This window comes from Roseomonas sp. HF4 (assembly GCF_005222755.1).
Lineage (GTDB): Bacteria > Pseudomonadota > Alphaproteobacteria > Acetobacterales > Acetobacteraceae > Neoroseomonas.
The window spans coordinates 1-17,801 of sequence record NZ_STGD01000021.1 but is presented as its reverse complement, the minus strand read 5'-3'; the positions used below and the strand labels follow the sequence as shown (position 1 = coordinate 17,801).

Genomic DNA, 17,801 nt, shown 5'->3' with positions numbered 1-17,801 from the left:
GCCGCAATGTACGTCCATCCCGCCTTCCGGACCGACACCGCCGATGCGCTTGCCATGCTGGGCGCGCGCGGCTTCGGCTTGCTCGCCATCGCCGATGCAGACGGGCTGCCACAGGCGGTCCACATCCCCTTCCTTGCCGAGGCGTGGAGCGGCGACGGGCTGCGCATCGAACTGCACGTCGCCCGCAGCAATCCCATCCACACGCTGATCGCGGAGGCCGCGCGCCCGGCGCTGCTCGCCGTGCAGGGGCCGGACGCCTACCTCTCGCCCGACTGGTACGGCGTGCCGAACCAGGTGCCGACCTGGACCTACACGGCGGTGCATCTGTTGGGCCGGGCACGCACCTTCGCGGCGGAGGAATTGCCGGCGCATCTCGAAAGGCTGTCGGACGCCTTCGAGGGGCGTCTCGCCCCGAAGGCGCCGTGGCGGATGGAGAAGGTCGAGCCGCAGCGACTGAGCGCGATGATGCGCGCCATCGTCGGCATCGAGCTGCTAGTGCCAGCCGCCGGCATCGCCGCGCAGCGCAAGCTGATCCAGCACAAGGGCATGACCGAGCACGAGGGCGCCATCGCCGGCCTCGCGTCGCGGCCCGATCCCGGCGCGCAGGCCGTCGCCGCGCTGATGGCCGGAACGCTCGCCGCGAAGCGCGCCACCGAAACCGCTTGACCCTCCCAAGCTGGGAGACCGGCACGGTCCTGCCAGCACGACGCAGAGGCCCTACGACCATGTCCCGCATCCTTCCCTTCGCCCTCGCCGCCACCCTGGCCATCGGCGGCGGTCTCGCCTGGCAGCAGGCCGGCCGGCCTGCCCAGGCGAACGGCCCGGCGGCCGCCCCGCCGCCCATGCCCGTGCCGGTCGCGCAGGCGATCCTGCGCGACCTGCCGGAGACAGCGGAGTTCACCGGCTTCCTCGCCGCGGCGCGCAGCGTCGAGCTGCGCCCGCGCGTCAGCGGCATGATCGAGGCGGTGGACCTGCCCGAGGGCGGCCTCGTGCAGCCCGGCGAGGTGCTGTTCCGCCTCGACCAGCGGCCGTATCGCACCGCGCTGGCGCGCGCCGAGGCCGGGCTCGCGGAGGCGCGCGAGCGGCACGCGCTGGCCGGGCGCCAGCATGCGCGCACGCAGACGCTCGCCGGCGGCGGCTACGCGCCGCGCGAGCGGCTCGACCAGCAGGCGGCCGAGCGCGAGGCACTCGCTGCGCAGGTGCAGGCGGCCGAAGCCGCAGTCGCCGCCGCGCAGCTCGATCTCGAGTTCACCGAGGTCGTCGCCCCAATCGCCGGGCGCGCGGGTCGCGCCCTGGTCACGGAAGGCAACCTCGTCGCCGCGGGCGAGGCGCTGCTCACGACTATCGTCTCCGTCGATCCGATCCACGTGCTCTTCGACGTGGACGAGCCCGCCTATCTCCGGCTGCTCGCCGCCGAGGCGCCGCCCGAGGTCGAGGTCGGCCTCGCCGGCGAGGCCGGCTTCCCGCGCCGCGGGCGGCTCGACTTCCTCGACAACCAGGCCGACCGCGCAACCGGCACGGCGCGGCTGCGCGCGGTGCTGCCGAACGCCGACGGGCGGCTGGCGCCCGGCCTCTTCGCCCGCGTGCGCGTCGCGCTGACGCCGGCGCGGCCGAATGTGTTGGTGCCCGAAATCGCCGTGGGCGCCGCGCAGGGCGGCCGCTACGTGCTGGTCGCGGCGCCCGAGGGCATCGCGGCCTATCGCCCGGTGCGGCTCGGTCCCGCCATCGGCGACGGGCTGCGCGTCATCCGCGAGGGCGTCGAGGCCGGGGAGAACGTCGTCGCGCGCGGCATGGTCCGCCCCGGCACGCGCATCGCCCCGCAGCCCGTCCCCGCCATCGCCTCCGCCGCCCAGGAGCCCCGGTCATGAATGCCATTCCGCGCTTCTTCGTGGACCGGCCGATCTTCGCCGTCGTCCTGTCCGTCCTGATGCTGGTGGCCGGCGGCCTCGCGCTGCTGCGCCTGCCGCTGTCGGAATACCCGGCCGTCACGCCGCCGACGGTGCAGGTCGTCGCGCAGTTCCCCGGCGCCTCGCCGCGCGAGCTTGCCGAGACGGTCGCGGCCCCCATCGAGCAGGAAGTGAACGGCGTCGAGGGCATGCTCTACATGACCTCGCAGTCGGTGGACGGGCAGGTCGCGCTCGCCGTCACCTTCGCGCAGGGCACCGACCCCGATCTCGCCCAGATCCGCGTGCAGAACCGGCTGCAGCGGGCCCTGCCGCGGCTGCCCGAGGAGGTACAGCGCCTCGGCGTCGTGGCGAGCAAGGTCTCCCCTGACATGCTGATGGTGGTGCACCTCGTGTCGCCGAACGGGCGCTACGACGCGCTGCACCTCGCGAATTTCGCGACGCTGCAGCTGCGCAACCGGCTCCAGCGCCTGCCCGGCGTGGGCGAGGTCAATGTCTGGGGTGCCGGCGACTACGCCATGCGCATCTGGCTCGACCCGGAGCGGATGGCCGCGCGCGGCCTGACGGCGACCGAGGTGCTGGATGCCGTGCGGTCGCAGAACCTGCAGGTGGCCGCAGGTGCGGTCGGCCGGCAGCCCGATGCGGCCATGGCGCCGCAGGTCGCGATCGACCTGCGCGGCCGGCTGGCCGAGCCCGAGGAATACGCCGCCATCGTGATCCGCACCGGGGAGGACGGTCGCATCGTCCGGCTTGGTGACGTGGCGCGCGTGGAACTGGGTGCGGAGGGCTACGCGCTGCGTGCACTGCTCGACGGCGAGCCCGCCGCCGCGCTGCAGGTGGTGCAGGCGCCGGGGGCGAACGCGCTCGACGTCGCGGCCGCGGTGCGCGCCGAGATGGTGGCGATGGCCACCGACTTCCCGGAGGGCATCGCCCACCGCATCGCCTACGACCCGACGATCTTCGTGCGCGCCTCGATCTCCGCCGTGCTGGTCACGCTGCTTGAGGCCGTGGGCCTGGTCGTGCTGGTGGTGGTGCTGTTCCTGCAGAACTGGCGGTCGTCGCTGATCCCGCTGGTCGCCGTGCCGGTCTCGCTGGTCGGCACCCTCGCGGTGATGCTGCTGCTCGGCTACACGCTGAACACGCTCTCGCTGTTCGGCCTGGTGCTCGCCATCGGCATCGTCGTGGACGACGCCATCGTGGTGGTCGAGAATGTTGAGCGGTACATCGAAGCCGGCCTCGCGCCCAAGGCGGCGGCGCGGCAGGCGATGGAGGAGGTGACCGGCCCGATCGTCGCCATCACCTCGGTGCTCGCCGCGGTCTTCGTGCCGGCGGCCTTCCTCTCCGGCCTGCAGGGCGAGTTCTACCGCCAGTTCGCGGTGACCATCGCGGTCTCGACCGTACTCTCGGCGATCAACTCGCTGACGCTGAGCCCGGCGCTCGCCGGGGTCATGCTGCGTCCGCACGGCGCGCCGCAGCGCGGGCCGCTCGGGGCCTTCTTCCGGCTGTTCAACCGGGGCTTCGACGCGACGGCCTCGGCCTATGGCGGCTTTGTGCGGCGGGCGGCGCGGGCGGGGGGCGCGGCGCTCGTGTTCTATGCGGGGCTGCTCGGTCTCGGCTGGGCCGGGCTGCAGCGGGTGCCGACTGGCTTCGTGCCGCAGCAGGACAAGTACTACCTGGTCGGCATCGCCATCCTGCCGGCCGGCACCTCAATCGAGCGCAGCGAGGCCATGGCGCGCGAGATGTCGCGCATCATGCTGGAGGAACCCGGCGTCGAGAGCGTCGTCGCCTTCCCCGGCCTGTCGATCGACGGCTTCGTCAATCTTCCCAATGCCGCGGTGCTCTTCACCATGCTCGATCCGTTCGAGCAGCGGCGCACGCCCGACCTCTCGGCCAATGCCATCGCGCAGCGGCTCCAGGGGCGGCTGTTCGGCATCCAGGAAGGCTTGGCGCTGGTCTTCCCACCGCCGCCGGTCCCCGGCATCGGCGCCGTGGGCGGCTTCAAGCTGCAGGTGCAGGACCGCGCCGGGCTGGGGCTCGAGGTGCTGGCGCGCGAGACGGGCCGGCTGGTCGAGGCCGCGTCCCGCCGGCCGGAACTCGCCGGCGTGATGTCGGGCTTCCATGTCTCGGCGCCGCAGCTGCGGGTGGAGCTCGACCGCGACCGCGCGCTGGCCATGGGTGTCTCGCCGGCCGAGGTCGCGCAGGCGCTGCAGCTCGCCTTCGGTTCGCTCTACGTGAACGACTTCCAGCGCGACGGGCGGACCTACCGCGTCATCGCCCAGGCGGACGCGGCCTTCCGGCTGCGGGAGGAGGACCTTGCGCGGCTGCGCGTACGCAGTGCCCAAGGCGCCATGGTGCCTCTCGCCTCGCTGGTGACGCTGCAAGTCTCGACCGGGCCGGACCGGGTGGTGCGCCACAACGGCTATCCCTCGGCCGCGGTAAGCGGCGCGCCCGCGCCGGGCTTCGGCTCCGGCCAGGCGCAGGCGGCGATGGAGGCGTTGGCGCGGGAGGTGCTGCCGCCAGGCCTCGCCATCGAATGGACCGAGCTAGCGCTGCAGGAGAGGCTTGCCGGCAATGCCGCCGTCTATGTCTTCCCGGTGGCGGTGCTGCTCGCCTTCCTGCTGCTCGCGGCGCAATACGGCAGCTGGTCGCTGCCGCTCGCGGTGCTGCCGGTGGCGCCGCTCGCGGTGGTCAGTGCGCTCGCCGGGGTGCTGGCGACGGGCGGGGACAGCAACGTCTTCACGCAGATCGCCTGGCTGGTGCTGGTCGGGCTTGCGGCGAAGAACGCCATCCTGGTGGTCGAGTTCGCGCGGGAGCGGGAGATGGCCGGGCTCGATCCGCTCGCCGCGGTGATCGAGGCGGGGCGGCTGCGGCTGCGGCCGATCCTGATGACCTCGATCGCCTTCGTGGCAGGAGCAGTGCCGCTCGCCATCGCGACCGGCGCGGGGGCGGAGATGCGCCAAGCCATGGGCATCGCCGTCGCCGCCGGCATGGCGGGCGTGACGCTGCTCGGGCTGGTGTTCACGCCGGTCTTCTACCTGTTGGTGCGCCGCATGGCGGCTCGCCGGAACGATGCGGCCGTCCCGGCACATGCCGTGGCGGCGGAGTAGGGTGCCATGCCGATGCAAGGAACGACGATCTTGACCCAGGCTGTCCCGCAGGGGCGGGTGGCGGACATCCTGCTGACGGCGCTCGCGCCGGCGGTCTGGGGCAGCACCTACATCGTCACGACCGAGCTGCTGCCCGGCTGGCATCCGCTGCTCGTCTCCCTGTTGCGGGCGCTGCCGGCGGGGCTGCTGCTGCTGCTGATCGTCCGACGCCTGCCGGACGGCATCTGGTGGGGGCGGAGCGCCGTGCTCGGTGCGCTGAATTTCTCGATCTTCTGGGTGATGCTGTTCGTGTCGGCCTACCGTCTGCCGGGCGGCGTTGCGGCGACCGTGGGTGCCATCCAGCCGCTGATCGTAGTGCTGCTGTCGCGCGCGATCCTCGGCACGCCGCTGCGCGTGCTCGCCGTGCTCGCGGCGACGGGCGGCGTGGCGGGCGTAGGGATGCTAGTGCTCGCGCCGGGTGCGGCGCTTGATCCGATCGGCGTCGCCGCGGGTCTGGCGGGGGCGGTGTCCATGGCCTTCGGCACGGTGCTGTCGCGGCGCTGGCAGCCGCCGGTGGGCGCCTTGACCTTCACTGCGTGGCAGCTCGCGGCCGGCGGGGTGCTGTTGCTGCCCATCGCCGTGATCCTGCAGCCCGAGGTGCCGGGACTGACCGCGGGCAGCCTAGCCGGCCTCGCCTGGCTGGGGCTGGTCGGCGCGGCGCTCACCTACATCGCCTGGCTGCGCGGCATCGCGCGGCTCGGCCCGGCGGCGACGGCGCCGCTGGCGCTGCTGAGCCCCGTCACGGCCGTCATCCTGGGATGGCTGCTGCTCGGGCAATCACTCACGGCCATCCAGACACTCGGCATGCTGGTGGTCGTCGCCAGCATCGTTGCGAGCCAGGTCGCGCAGGGAACCGCCGCAGCGCGAACGGCGGCGCTACGCCGATGAGGCCCTTGCCCCCGACATGCTTTGTCACGCGCGCGAGACCTCTGCGGCACGCGGACGCGGCATCCTTTCCCACAGCAAGACAGACGGACGTTTGGGCATCCGGCCCGGCGATGAAAGCAGAACCCCAGATGACATCGACCAGACGCGCCTTCCTTGCCGCCGGCACCCTGCTCGCCGCAGCCCCGGAGGGGTTCCTCCGCCCCGCCCGCGCGGCGGGCACGGGGACGCTCACCCTGACGGCCGCCACCCGCGGCATCGAGGTGCGCGGGCGTGCCGCGACCGTCTTCGGCCTCACCCAGGCCGATGGCACGCACGGGATCCGGCTGCCCGCCGGCGGCGACTTCGACGTCCGCCTCGCGAATATGACGCGGGAGGAGGTGCTGATCCACTGGCACGGCCTCCTGCCGCCGGTGGCCCAGGATGGCGTGCCGGGCATCTCGCAGCCGCCGCTCAAGCCCGGTGAGACGCACCACTATCGCTTCCCCGTGGGCACGCCGGGCACGCACTGGATGCACGCGCATCACGGGCTGCAGGAGCAATTCCTCATGGCCGCGCCGCTCATCGTTGAGGATCCGGCGGATCGCTTGGCGGATGTGCAGGACGTCGTGGTCATGCTGCACGACTTCACCTTCCGGTCGCCGGAGGAGGTGCTCGCGGGGCTGCGGGCGGGGGCGGGGCCGCACGCGCAGCACGGCGCGCACGGAGGCCATGGCGGCCATCGCCCGATGGCCATGCCGGCGCATGGCGACGTCGCCTACGACGCTTATCTCGCGAACGACCGCACGCTCGACGATCCCCTGGTCGTGCGCGCGGAGCGGGGCCAGCGCGTGCGGCTTCGCCTGATCGGGGCAGGCACGGCGACGAACTTCGTCGTGGACCTCGAAGGCATCGGCGGCGCGGAGCTGGTCGCCGTGGATAGCCAGTCCGTGCAGCCCGTCCGTGTCCGGCACCTCGGCCTCGCCGGAGGCCAGCGGGCCGATGTGATCGTCGTCATGCCGCGCGAGGGCGGAGCCCGGCCGATCCTGTTCCAGCCGGAAGGCAAGGCCGAGCGGACCGGGATCATCCTCGCCACGCCGGGCGCTGCCGTCGTGCGCGTATCGGGCCGCGCAGGCCGCGCCGCGGCCGGGCTGGACCTCGCAATCGAGCGCCGGCTCGTGCCGGTGCGGGCGCTCGAGGAACGCCGCCCGGATCGCGTGCTAGGGCTCAACCTTGTCGAGGCGGCGGGATACGCTTGGTCGCTGGACTGGGGCAACGATGCCACCGCCGCTGCCTCACTGCGCATCGGGGAGCGGGTGGAGATAACCATGGTCAACCGCACGACCATGTCGCACCCGATGCATCTGCACGGCCATCACTTCCAGGTGGTTGCCGTCGATGGGCGACGTTTCAACGGCGCCGTACGCGACACAGTGCTGGTGCCGGCGAATGGCTCGGTCACGATTGCCTTCGATGCCGACAATCGCGGCGAATGGCCGCTGCACTGCCACCAGCTCTACCACATGGCCGCCGGCATGATGACGACGCTGCGCTACGCGTCATGACGCGCCGTCCCGGACCGTCATGGCCCGGGACGCGGCAGATACAGGAAGCAGGAGGACACGATGAGCAAGACCCATCAGATGATGATCGGCGGCAGCGCCCTCGCCCTCGCGCTGTCACTTGCTGGAACGGCGATCGCGCAGGGGCAGGCGCAGACCAGCGGCGACCACGCGGCGCATCACCCCGCGGGCGATCGGACGGCGCAGTCGGCGCCGGTCGCGCCGGTGCCGCTTGCGCCGGCGCCCAGCATGCCCATGCTGGGAATGGGACGGCCCGGCGGAATGATGATGCAGGGCGGCATGGGCCAGATGATGCCGATGATGCAGGGCGGCATGGGCGGGCCGGCCGGCCCGATGGCCAGTGGCATGCCCGGGATGGCCGGCATGGGTCGCGGTGCGATGGCGCAGTTCCATCGCATCGAAGGTCGGCTTGCCTTCGTGCGGGCGGAACTGCGCCTCACGGACGCGCAGGCGCAGCCATGGAACGCCTTTGCCGATGTCGTGCGCGCGCAGGCCGCGCGATTGCGGGAGGCGGTCGCCTCCGCCATGCAGGTGGCCGACCAGCCCAGCACGGCGCCGCAGATCGCGGAACGGCGCATCGCCCTCCTCTCCGCGCAGCTCGAGGCAATGCGCGCGGTCTCGGCCGCGCTGGGTCCGCTCTATGCGGCGCTGGACGACGGGCAGAAGCGCACGGCCGACGAACTGATGGGCGAGCATGTCCGCGGCATGCGCATGGGCATGGGCATGCCCTGAGACGAGAGCACCGGCAGCATGCAGGAGGAGCATGGGCAGCGCCGACTGGCCTCGTCCATGTAATGCGGACACGCGACGGGCATGTGCGGGGAAGAGCCCCGTATGCTACTTATCCGACGTGCCTGTTGATGCACCTGCTCCCGAATGGAGGGCATCGGCATGGAAGGTAAACGCCGCGTCGGGGCCGGGGCGGCCCATCCCGTGCATGCGGACAGGGGCGCGCAGGCATGAGCACCGCGAAGGGTGACGCGCACCACGGCCATCATCACCATCCTCCGGCATCGCAGCCGGCCGGGCAGGTGAAGGACCCGGTCTGCGGCATGGAGGTGGACCCCCGCAAAACGCCGCACCACGCGGACCATGCAGGGCACGCCTATCATTTCTGCTCGGCCGGATGCCGCGCGAAGTTCGTCGCCGAACCGAACCGGTACGTGCTTGGCGCGGCGATGCCTCTACGTGCGGAGGCCGTCGCACCCGGCACGGTCTACACCTGCCCGATGCATCTGCAGATCCGCCAGGTCGGGCCAGGAAACTGCCCGATCTGCGGCATGGCGCTGGAGCCGGAGATGGCGACCGACGCCGATGCCCCGAGCCCCGAACTGCGCGACTTCACGCGGCGCTTCTGGATCGGGCTCGCGCTGACCGTGCCGGTGGTCGTGCTCGAGATGGGCGGGCACCTGCTCGGCCTCGATCACCTGCTGGAGCGGGGCACGTCGAACTGGCTACAGCTGTTGCTCGCCACGCCCGTCGTGCTCTGGGCGGGATGGCCCTTCTTTGTGCGCGGCTGGCGATCCCTCGTCACCCGCAGCCTCAACATGTTCACCCTGATCGCCCTCGGTACCGGCGTCGCCTGGGTGTTCAGCGTGGTGGCGACAGCCTTGCCGCAACTCTTCCCACAGGCCTTCCGCGGCGCCGACGGGTCTGTGGCGGTCTATTTCGAGGCGGCGGCGGTGATCGTCGTTCTGGTCCTGCTGGGGCAGGTGCTGGAACTGCGCGCGCGGGAACGCACGGGCGGCGCCATCCGCGCGCTGCTCGACCTCGCGCCGCCTGTGGCGCGCCGCATCCTCGACGATGGGTCCGAGGAGGAGGTCCCGCTCGCCGCCATCGCGGTTGGCGACCGGTTACGTGTGCGGCCGGGCGACAAGGTGCCGCTCGACGGCGAGGTGCTGGACGGCGCGAGCAACGTCGATGAGAGCATGGTCACCGGCGAACCCGTGCCGATAGCCAAGACGCCCGGCCTGCGCGTCACCGGCGGCACGCTGAATGGCCAGGGCGCCTTCGTCATGCGTGCCGACCGCATCGGCCAGGACACGGTGCTGGCGCAGATCGTACGGATGGTCGCGCAGGCGCAGCGGTCGAGAGCCCCGATCCAGCGCCTGGCCGACGAGGTCTCGGCCTGGTTCGTGCCGGCGGTGGTGGCGGTCGCGGTGCTCGCCGCGCTCGGCTGGCTCGCCTGGGGGCCTGAGCCGCGCGCGGCCTACGCCATCGTCGCGGCGGTCACGGTGCTCATCATCGCCTGCCCCTGCGCGCTCGGCCTCGCCACGCCGATGTCCATCATGGTCGGGGTGGGGCGCGGCGCGCAGGCGGGCGTGCTGATCAAGAATGCGGAGGCGCTCGAACGGCTCGAGCGGATCGACACGCTGGTCGTGGACAAGACCGGCACGCTGACGCGCGGCCGGCCCGAGGTCGTCGCCATCCTGCCCGTCGCGGGCATGGAGGAGGCGGATCTCCTGCGCCTCGCCGCGGGCCTCGAGAGGCCGAGCCAGCACCCGCTCGCCGAGGCGGTGGTGAAGGCAGCCGAGGAGCGCGGCCTCCGCCTTCCCGAGGTACAGGACTTCGACGCCCCAACCGGTCGAGGCGTGACGGGTTTGGTGGACGGCAAGCGCGTCGCGGTCGGGAATGCGCGGCTGATGGCCGAGGCCGGCATCGACGCTGCTGCCCTGTTGGCCGAGGCTGAGCGGCTGCGTGGGGAAGGCGCGACGGTCTTCTACGTTGCGGAGGAGGGTCAGGCCGTCGGCCTCATCGCCGTTGCCGACCCGGTGAAGGAGACGACGCCCGAGGCCCTTGCGGGCCTGGCGGCCGAAGGCGTGCGGGTCGTCATGCTGACCGGCGACAATCGCACCACCGCCGAGGCCGTCGCCCGGCGCCTCGACATTACCGAGGTTGAGGCGGAGGTGCTGCCGGAGGACAAGCAGCGGATCGTGGAACGGCTGAAGGCGGAAGGCCGCCGCGTCGCTATGGCGGGGGACGGGGTGAACGACGCACCGGCCCTGGCCGCGGCGGAGGTCGGCATCGCCATGGGCACCGGCACGGATGTCGCGATGGAAAGCGCGGGGGTGACGCTGCTTGGCGGCGACCTGACCGGCATCCTGCGGGCGCGGCGACTGTCGCGCGCGGTGATGCGCAACATCCGGGAGAACCTGTTCTTCGCCTTCGCCTACAACGCCGCGGGCGTGCCGATTGCAGCGGGGCTCCTCTACCCATCCTTCGGGATCCTGCTGTCGCCAGTGATCGCGGCGGCGGCGATGTCACTGTCCTCGGTCAGTGTCGTCGGCAATGCCCTCCGGCTGAGGCATGCGCGCATCGGCTGACGGCGCAGCCGGGACGCTGCGGTTCGCGCATGGCATCCCGTCTGAGCGTCGGCGGTCCCTGGTGGGCAGTATGTCATCCAGCGGGGTGCAGGCTGCGGGCGATGCAATGAGCCGCATTTCGCCCGCTGCATTCTCACTAAACCACGTCTGGCCTTGGCCGTGTCGGAGAGGGATTCGAACCTTTTGCCGTCGCGCAGCGAGCCGCGAGCGGGTTTCGCGACTGTCAGGCCGCCACCGTGTAGATGGTGTAGTACCCCTTCGCGCCTTCCTTGTTCGAACCCACCTGGCGCACCCGCTCCAGCAGCGCACACTCGATATGCTTCCGGTCGAACTGGACGCGTCTCGGGCCGTGGCTGCCATGCGGTTGGTCGCGACCCGCATCAGCGCGCTGCCGGTGACGTCCAGCAACCGCCCTAGGTGCCGGCACGGATGACTGCAGCGACGACCCCGTGGATGCAGCCTTTGCCCTGTCCTTTTTTGGGGAGGGAAAAATCCCTGCGTGTTCCCTCCCGCGGATGGCTCCCCCAAAGTGCCAGAGATTCGAGCCCCCCTCCCCATTGCTGGCGTCAGCCGGAGGGCGCGCCGATCTGCGCGCGGGCGAACGAGGAGGGTGGAATCGTGGTCGCGCACGATCAGGGCTCGCGTCGCCTCAGCGGCGAGCCCTGATCCAATCGCGCGCGGGTCAGCCCGCTACCTTGTAAATCGTGAAGCTCCCGCGTGCGCCTTCCTTATTGGGGCCGACCTGACGGATGCGCTCCAGCACCCGCACCTCGATCCCCCTGGCGCTTCTTCAGGCCTGCGAAGAACCCGCGGACCGTGTGCTGCTGCCAGCCCGTCGCCTCGCAGATCTGCGCGATTGTGGCCCCCTCCTCCCGGCGGAGCAGAGCGAGCACCTGCTCCTGCTTCGTGCCCTCCCGTGGCTTGCGGCGCGCGCCGGGCTCCCGCGCGTGGCGGGGCGCCTTGCTGGCGAGGAGGGTGCGCAGGGCTTCCATCGGCGCATCCAGGGCGGCGATGATGTCCGTCTCGCGGTTGGCCTCGTCCTCCCAGGCGGCCAGCACCGCCGCGGCGGCGCCGCGCAGGCTCGCGCGCGGGGCGGGCGTGGGCGCGCCCTGCGCGGCTTCGGGCGGCGGGGCGTCCTCACCGAGCGGCGCCGCCTCCTCCGCGCCCGTGGGCGCCGTGTCGGCCACCGCGTCGCCCTCGCTCGGGTCGATGCCGATAGCGCGCAGCCCGTCGGCAGTGATGCGCGCGACGATCCAGGTGCCGTCCTCATCCTGCCGCCAGCCGAGCCCGACATGCGCCCGCGGGGCATTGATCTCGGTGAGCAGGTTGTTCTTGATCAGGCTGCGGAACACCGCGTTGCGGGCGGCGGCCGGCAGGGTCTTCGGCGCGCGGGCCAGGCCCATCTCATGCTGCGCGGCGGCGCTCAGGATTACGCGCTGGGTGTCGGAAAGCTTCGTCATCGTGGTGGTCTCCGGTGTCGGGTGCCGGTCACAGCCGCTGCACCGGCGCTTGTCCGTGACTAAGTGACATAGTATTCCTGGCGCATGAAACAGCGCACCGCCGCCACTGCCTCCGAACGCCAGGCGAAGTACCGCAGGTCCCGTGGGCTCAGCGCGGTGTTCCTGTCCGAGGCCACCCGTGAGGCGATCAATGCGCTCCAGGTACGGACAGGCCTCAAGAAAGAGCTCTTGGTCGCCCGGGCCATGCAGAGCCTGATGGCGGAGCTGGACCGCGAGGAGCGGCGGCGCGCGGGAGCGTCGGTCCGGGGGTCATCCCGCCGCGCGGCGCGGCCCGGCGGCAAGAGCGAACCTGCCGATGCATCGTCACTTAGTCACAAAAAGAGCCCCCCTTCGAGCGCGACGCCAGGGGAGAGGCCGCCTGGATCGACCGACCTCGCCACCAAAGGGAGTTCGCGCGTTCGGGGCGGGCGCGGCAGACGCGGCGGCGAGTCGCAGGCCGACCAGCCAAACCTGTTTGATGACCTCACGCCGCGCCGCTGATCGGTGATTGCTGTGCAGGTTCTGAGGCTTAGGTGGCGCGTTGAACCGCAGGATCCGGCCGCGAATCTTCGTGACTAAGTGACGCCTCCAGCCCTCTGGCTCTGAGTCGTGACGCCAGCGTGGCCGCATGGCCGCGCCCGATTCCCCCTCCGGACATGGCGCCACAACGGCGCCGCAGCAGGCCCGTCCGACCGCTGAGGTCGGCCGGGAGACCCTGACGCGCCCGACTGACCAAGTGGCTTTGCTGCGGCTGGTCCGTGCCTTGGCTCGGCAGGCGGCACGGGAGGCGTTGGCGCGGCCGGACCCCCCCCACCTCCAACAGCCTCGAGGACCTACCATGACCTTCAGTAATGCCGACCCCGACACCTCGTGCGGGGAGAACACCGCCGAACAGCCGCCCCGCCACCCGACCGGCGGCGCAGCGCGCCAGGCGCGATACCGCGCCATGCATCAGCTGCGATCGATAGATGTGCGCGCTCAGATCCAGGAGCGCATCGCCCGCCTCTGCGCCGAGACCAGCCGCAACACCCAGGCGCTCCTCACGCTCGCACTCGACTGCCTGGAGGAGCGCCTGCACCAGGAACAGCCCAAGTCGGCCACACCGCGCCGCAAGCGATTGGCGGCCGAGGAGCCGTCACCCGTGATGGCAGATCTGTTTGGGCAGGAGCTGTCGTGATGCGCCGAGTGGCACACCGCCCGGCGTCACCGGGTGACGTTGTCGGACAGGGCAAGGAGGTCGTTGGAGCCGGTCGCGGTGGGGCGCCGGGTCGTCACCGGGTGATGCAGGGAGATGAGATCGAGGACGCGGCCTTGGGCAAGCCGGACGCGCAGCGCAGCACGCCCGGCGCCCCCCCGATGTCGACCGCGGCGCTGGCGCGCAGCCTCGGGCTTGGCCGCCGCGCGCTGCCGCCGGGTGGCCGCCTGCGCTCGCTCGCGGACGTCGCCGACTACCTGGGCGTCTCCATCCGCACGGTCCGCCGCCTGATCGCCCGCGGGGAACTGCGGGCGCACCGCGTCGGGCGGAGCCTGCGGATCCAGGACGTCGAGCTGGCGGCCTATGTCGCGACCTCCATGGAGCAGTAATACATGTCCGTATTTGTTCAGTATTGGCACGCCGCCACCCCGCCCTTCTGAGTGCGTATACTGAGTAACCAAAAAAGTTTCCTTGTATCCGCACTCAGAAATGTCTACATTCGACAACAATAGGCCACAGGAGTTCAGTCATGAACCACATGCTCGACCCGCGGACGCTCAGCATGCCGCCGCCCAGCGACTTCTCCCTTGCCGACCTGCGGACCGTCGCGCTGCAGGATGAGGCGCTGCCCGAGCGGCGCCGGGCCCTGATGGCCTCGGCGATCAACACGGTCGGCCGAGCGCTCCGGCGGCCGCTCGAGACCATTCCCGCCGCCCCTGTCCGGCTGCGCCCCCTGCTGGATCCCGTCACGCCGGCAATGGCGCGGCTGACCGCCGGCAGCTGGTCGAATGTCCGCTCCTTGTTGGCGGCGGCGCTCGCACGGGTGACGCCGGGCTTCCTGCCGCAGCGCTTCGACCTGGCGCCCAGCCCGGCCTGGCAGGCGCTCCTCGATCGCGTCCGCCCGGACCGCGACGCGCTGTTCCTGCTCGGACGCTTCGGCCGTTGGGCGACCCAGCTGGGGATCGAGCCCGAGGCGGTCGATGACGCGGTGCTCGAGCGGTACCGCGAGGATCTGGTGCATCGCAGCCTGACCAGCGAGCCGGCCAAGATCCTTCGCAAGACCATCCACGTGTGGAACGGCGCCCTCACCGGCTCCGAGGAGGGCGAGGCTGCCCCGCTGACCCTGCCGACCGGCAAGGTCCGCCACAGCCTGGCGTGGGACGCCTATCCGCCGTCCCTGCTCGAGGAGATCGAGCGCTGGCTCGATCGGCTCGGGCGCGATCCCTTCGCCGATCGCGACTTCCGCGCACTGCGGCCGGCCTCCATCCGGAGCCGGCACAAGTACCTGGCGCTCTATCTCGGCGCCCTGGTGGCGGCCGGCCAGGATCCGGCCGCGATGACCTCACTCGCCGCCGCGGTGACGGTCGAGAACGCCCGCGCGGCCCTGCGGATCATCTACGCCCGGCAGGGCGAGCGCCGCACCCAGCACATCGCCGGCATCGCCGGCGTCGCCTTGATGATCGCCCGGCACTGGCTCGCCATGCCGCACCAGGACTGCGAGGTCCTCCGCCGGCTGGCGCGCAACCTGCGCCCGGACCATGAGGGGCTGGCGCCGCGCAACGAGGCGCGGCTGGCGCAGATCAACGAGCCGCGCCGCCTCGACATGGTCCTGGCGCTGCCCAACACCCTGGCCGGGCGGGTGCGCCGCGCCGGCCCGCCGACCGTGACCCTGGCGCAGACCTTCCAGACCGCGGTCACCATCGAGTTGTTCCTGATGACCGGGCTGCGGATCGCCAACGTGGCGGAGCTCGAGATCGGCAGCACGCTGGTGCTGCGCGAGCGGGGCGGGATCGACATCCTGATCCCGAGGGAGAGCGTCAAGAACCGCACCACCTTCACGGCCGACCTCCCCCCGGTGTCGGCGCGCCTGCTGCGCGAGTACCTCAAGGTGTACCGCCCGCTGCTGGGCGATGCGGCCTCGCCGTGGCTCTTCCCCGGGGCGCGGCCGGGCACCCACAAATCGACCTCGGCGCTGCGCGATCAGGTGACCAAGGCCATGGCCGGCGTCGCCGGCGTGGCGTGGCACCCGCACTTGTTCCGGCACCTGCTGGCGCATCTCGAGCTGAGCGAGAACCCGGGCGCGGACGCCCTGGTCACGCGGGCGCTCGGCCATAAGCGGGCGGATACCACCCGCGCGCATTACTCCGGCTTCCAGACCAAGGCGGCGATCCGCCAGCATGACGAGCTGGTGCTGCGCCGCCGCGCCGCCATGCAGGCGGGGCGCAAGGGGCGGCGCTGATGGAAACGACCGGGCGCCTCTCCCTACCGCTGGCGGATTGGCCGACGACCGACCGCGAGGCGTATGCGGTGGCCTGCCGGCGCGGCGATCCCTTCGAGGAGGGCGGCGGCGCGGCCGGGTGGCGCCCGGCCACGCACACGGCGCGGATCTGGGCCTACGGTGCCTGGCTCAGCCACCTGCAGCGCTTCGGGGTGGACCTCGACATGGAGGCTGCCGCGGAGCGTCTGACCCCCGAACGGGTCAGGGAGCATGTGCGCACCCTGCGCGAGCGCTGCGCCACATATACGGTCGCTGGCCTTCTCGGCCACCTTCTCGGCTTCGTCCTGGCGGTCTGGCCAGGACGTGACTGGCAGTGGCTGTCAGAGGCGCACCGGCGGGAGCAGCGCTTTGCCGAACCGGTCCGCAACAAGGCGGCGCGGATCGTGCCACAGGAGGACCTGCTGCGGCTGGGCTGCGACCTGATGGTCCAAGCTGAGGCCCGCTCCATGCCACCGCCAGGCAGTGTCGGCCCGACCCATCCGGCGCTTGAGTTCCGGAGCGGCTTGCTGATCGCGCTGCTGGCGATGCGGCCGCTGCGCCGGCGGAACATCGTCGAGCTCGCGATCGGCACGACCCTCCGCCAGACCGATGAGGGGTGGGAGATCGCCCTGCCGGGCGCCATCACCAAGAATCACACGCCGCTGGTGCAGTCCGTCCCCACCGTGCTGGTGCCGCCGCTCGAGGCGTATCTGACGCGCTACCGTCCGCGCCTCGCCGAGGTACATGGCCGCGGGCCGGCGAGCACATTTCCTCACCCGCCAGGCAACGCCCTGTGGCTGTCGCGCTGGGGGGCACCGCTGACCTACGGCGGCGCCCGTTCGCTGGTGGAGCAGCACACCCGCGAACGCTTTGGCCATCACGTGAACTGCCATCTGTTCCGCGACTGCGCGGCAACCTCGCTGGCCGAGGACAATCCCGAGCACGTGCGCATTGCCGCCGACCTGCTGGGACATCGCAGCTTCGCCACCACGGCGCGCTATTACATCGCCGCCGGGCAGCGTCGGGCGCTCCGGCGGGTGCAGGGCACGATCCTCGCGCATCGCCGAGGCGCAGGCGGTACGGGGAGGTATGCTGAACTCCCTCTGGAGTCGGAGCGGTCGTGATGACGCGAATCGCGATCTACGCGCGCTACAGCAGCGACGCGCAGTCGGAGCAGTCGATCGACGATCAGGTGCGGGTCTGCCGAGCGCGCGCTGAGCGCGAGGGGTGGACGGTGGTGGAGGTCTACGCCGACTACGCCATCAGCGGGGCGAGCGCCGCGCGCCCGCGCTTCCAGCAGATGATCGCGGACGCGCGGGCCCGCCGTTTCGAGGTGATTCTCGCCGAGGCGCTCGACCGCCTCAGCCGCGATCAGGAGCATGTTGCCGGCCTCTTCAAGCAGATGAGCTTCGCCGACGTGCGGATCGTGACCCTCGCCGAGGGTGACATCAGCGAGCTTCATATCGGCCTCAAAGGCACGATGTCGGCCCTGTTCCTCAAGGACCTGGCGCAAAAGACCCATCGCGGCCTGGAGGGGCGGGTGCGCGCGGGCCGCAGCGGCGGCGGCCTCAGCTACGGCTACCGCATCCGCCGCGGGCTGCGCCCCGATGGCACGCCGATCACCGGCGAGATGGAGATCGCGGACGTGGAGGCGGCAATCGTGCGCCGGATCTTCGCCGCCTATGCCGCGGGCCAGTCGCCGCGCTCGATCTCCAAGGTGCTGAACGCCGAGAGCGTGCCGGGTCCGCGCGGTGGCAAGTGGACCGCGTCCCTGCTGCTCGGCGGTGCCGGGCGCGAGACCGGCCTGCTGCGGAGCCGGCTCTATGTCGGCGAGCGGGTGTGGAACCGGCAGCGCTTCATCAAGGATCCGAGCACCGGCAAGCGGGTCGCGCGGCCGAACCCGCGGGAGGCCTGGATCACGGCCGCCGTGCCGCACCTCGCCATCATCGATCGGGAGACCTGGGATCTGGCGCAGGCGCGCCTGTCCGCTACCCGGCGGATCTTCACGAACCCGGAGGGGACGGCGGAGA

14 protein-coding genes are annotated in these 17,801 nt (G+C 71.7%); 13 read left to right on the top strand and 1 reads right to left on the bottom strand.

What is annotated here, in order from left to right:
• Positions 1–6: 6 nt before the first annotated feature.
• The 7 genes from E8M80_RS23125 to E8M80_RS23095 all read left to right on the top strand — a co-directional run bounded on the left by E8M80_RS23125 (position 7) and on the right by E8M80_RS23095 (position 10,820).
• Positions 7–666: an FMN-binding negative transcriptional regulator gene (locus E8M80_RS23125; protein WP_137128102.1), complete on the top strand. Its 660-nt coding sequence runs from the start codon at positions 7–9 to the stop codon at positions 664–666.
• Between the two features lie 59 nt (positions 667–725).
• On the top strand, positions 726–1,868 hold the full coding sequence (locus E8M80_RS23120) for an efflux RND transporter periplasmic adaptor subunit (RefSeq protein WP_137128101.1): 1,143 nt from the start codon (positions 726–728) through the stop codon (positions 1,866–1,868).
• Positions 1,865–5,011 (top strand): efflux RND transporter permease subunit, encoded by a 3,147-nt coding sequence (locus E8M80_RS23115; RefSeq protein WP_137128100.1) that lies wholly within the window; start codon positions 1,865–1,867, stop codon positions 5,009–5,011. Before E8M80_RS23120 ends, E8M80_RS23115 begins: the two co-directional genes overlap by 4 nt.
• 30 nt (positions 5,012–5,041) lie before the next feature.
• Positions 5,042–5,938, top strand: coding sequence for an EamA family transporter (locus E8M80_RS23110; RefSeq protein WP_240790186.1), 897 nt, complete (start codon positions 5,042–5,044; stop codon positions 5,936–5,938).
• Positions 5,939–6,066: 128 nt separating this feature from the next.
• A complete protein-coding gene (locus E8M80_RS23105; protein WP_137128099.1) occupies positions 6,067–7,479 on the top strand; it encodes a multicopper oxidase family protein in 1,413 nt (470 codons plus the stop codon).
• Between the two features lie 60 nt (positions 7,480–7,539).
• On the top strand, positions 7,540–8,229 hold the full coding sequence (locus E8M80_RS23100; protein ID WP_137128098.1) for a Spy/CpxP family protein refolding chaperone: 690 nt from the start codon (positions 7,540–7,542) through the stop codon (positions 8,227–8,229).
• Positions 8,230–8,456: 227 nt separating this feature from the next.
• On the top strand, positions 8,457–10,820 hold the full coding sequence (locus tag E8M80_RS23095) for a heavy metal translocating P-type ATPase (RefSeq protein ID WP_137128097.1): 2,364 nt from the start codon (positions 8,457–8,459) through the stop codon (positions 10,818–10,820).
• Between the two features lie 728 nt (positions 10,821–11,548).
• Here E8M80_RS23095 and E8M80_RS26770 read toward each other — a convergent pair.
• Positions 11,549–12,280, bottom strand: coding sequence for a DUF3489 domain-containing protein (locus E8M80_RS26770; protein ID WP_240790185.1), 732 nt, complete (start codon positions 12,278–12,280; stop codon positions 11,549–11,551).
• A gap of 84 nt (positions 12,281–12,364) precedes the next feature.
• Here E8M80_RS26770 and E8M80_RS23085 point away from each other — a divergent pair, with 84 nt between their 5' ends.
• From E8M80_RS23085 to E8M80_RS23060, 6 genes are all read left to right on the top strand, one after another.
• Complete coding sequence (locus E8M80_RS23085; RefSeq protein WP_137128096.1) at positions 12,365–12,820, top strand: hypothetical protein; 456 nt, start codon at positions 12,365–12,367, stop codon at positions 12,818–12,820.
• A 337-nt stretch (positions 12,821–13,157) separates the two neighbouring features.
• Positions 13,158–13,496 (top strand): hypothetical protein, encoded by a 339-nt coding sequence (locus E8M80_RS23080; protein WP_137128095.1) that lies wholly within the window; start codon positions 13,158–13,160, stop codon positions 13,494–13,496.
• Between the two features lie 134 nt (positions 13,497–13,630).
• Positions 13,631–13,903 (top strand): helix-turn-helix domain-containing protein, encoded by a 273-nt coding sequence (locus E8M80_RS23075; protein WP_206035726.1) that lies wholly within the window; start codon positions 13,631–13,633, stop codon positions 13,901–13,903.
• Between the two features lie 140 nt (positions 13,904–14,043).
• Positions 14,044–15,753: a tyrosine-type recombinase/integrase gene (locus tag E8M80_RS23070; protein WP_137128094.1), complete on the top strand. Its 1,710-nt coding sequence runs from the start codon at positions 14,044–14,046 to the stop codon at positions 15,751–15,753.
• A complete protein-coding gene (locus E8M80_RS23065) occupies positions 15,753–16,895 on the top strand; it encodes a site-specific integrase (RefSeq protein ID WP_137128093.1) in 1,143 nt (380 codons plus the stop codon). Before E8M80_RS23070 ends, E8M80_RS23065 begins: the two co-directional genes overlap by 1 nt.
• Positions 16,895–17,801, top strand: a 907-nt coding sequence (locus E8M80_RS23060; RefSeq protein WP_240790184.1) for a recombinase family protein, incomplete at its 3' end; no start/stop codon positions are given. The genes E8M80_RS23065 and E8M80_RS23060, both read left to right, overlap by 1 nt.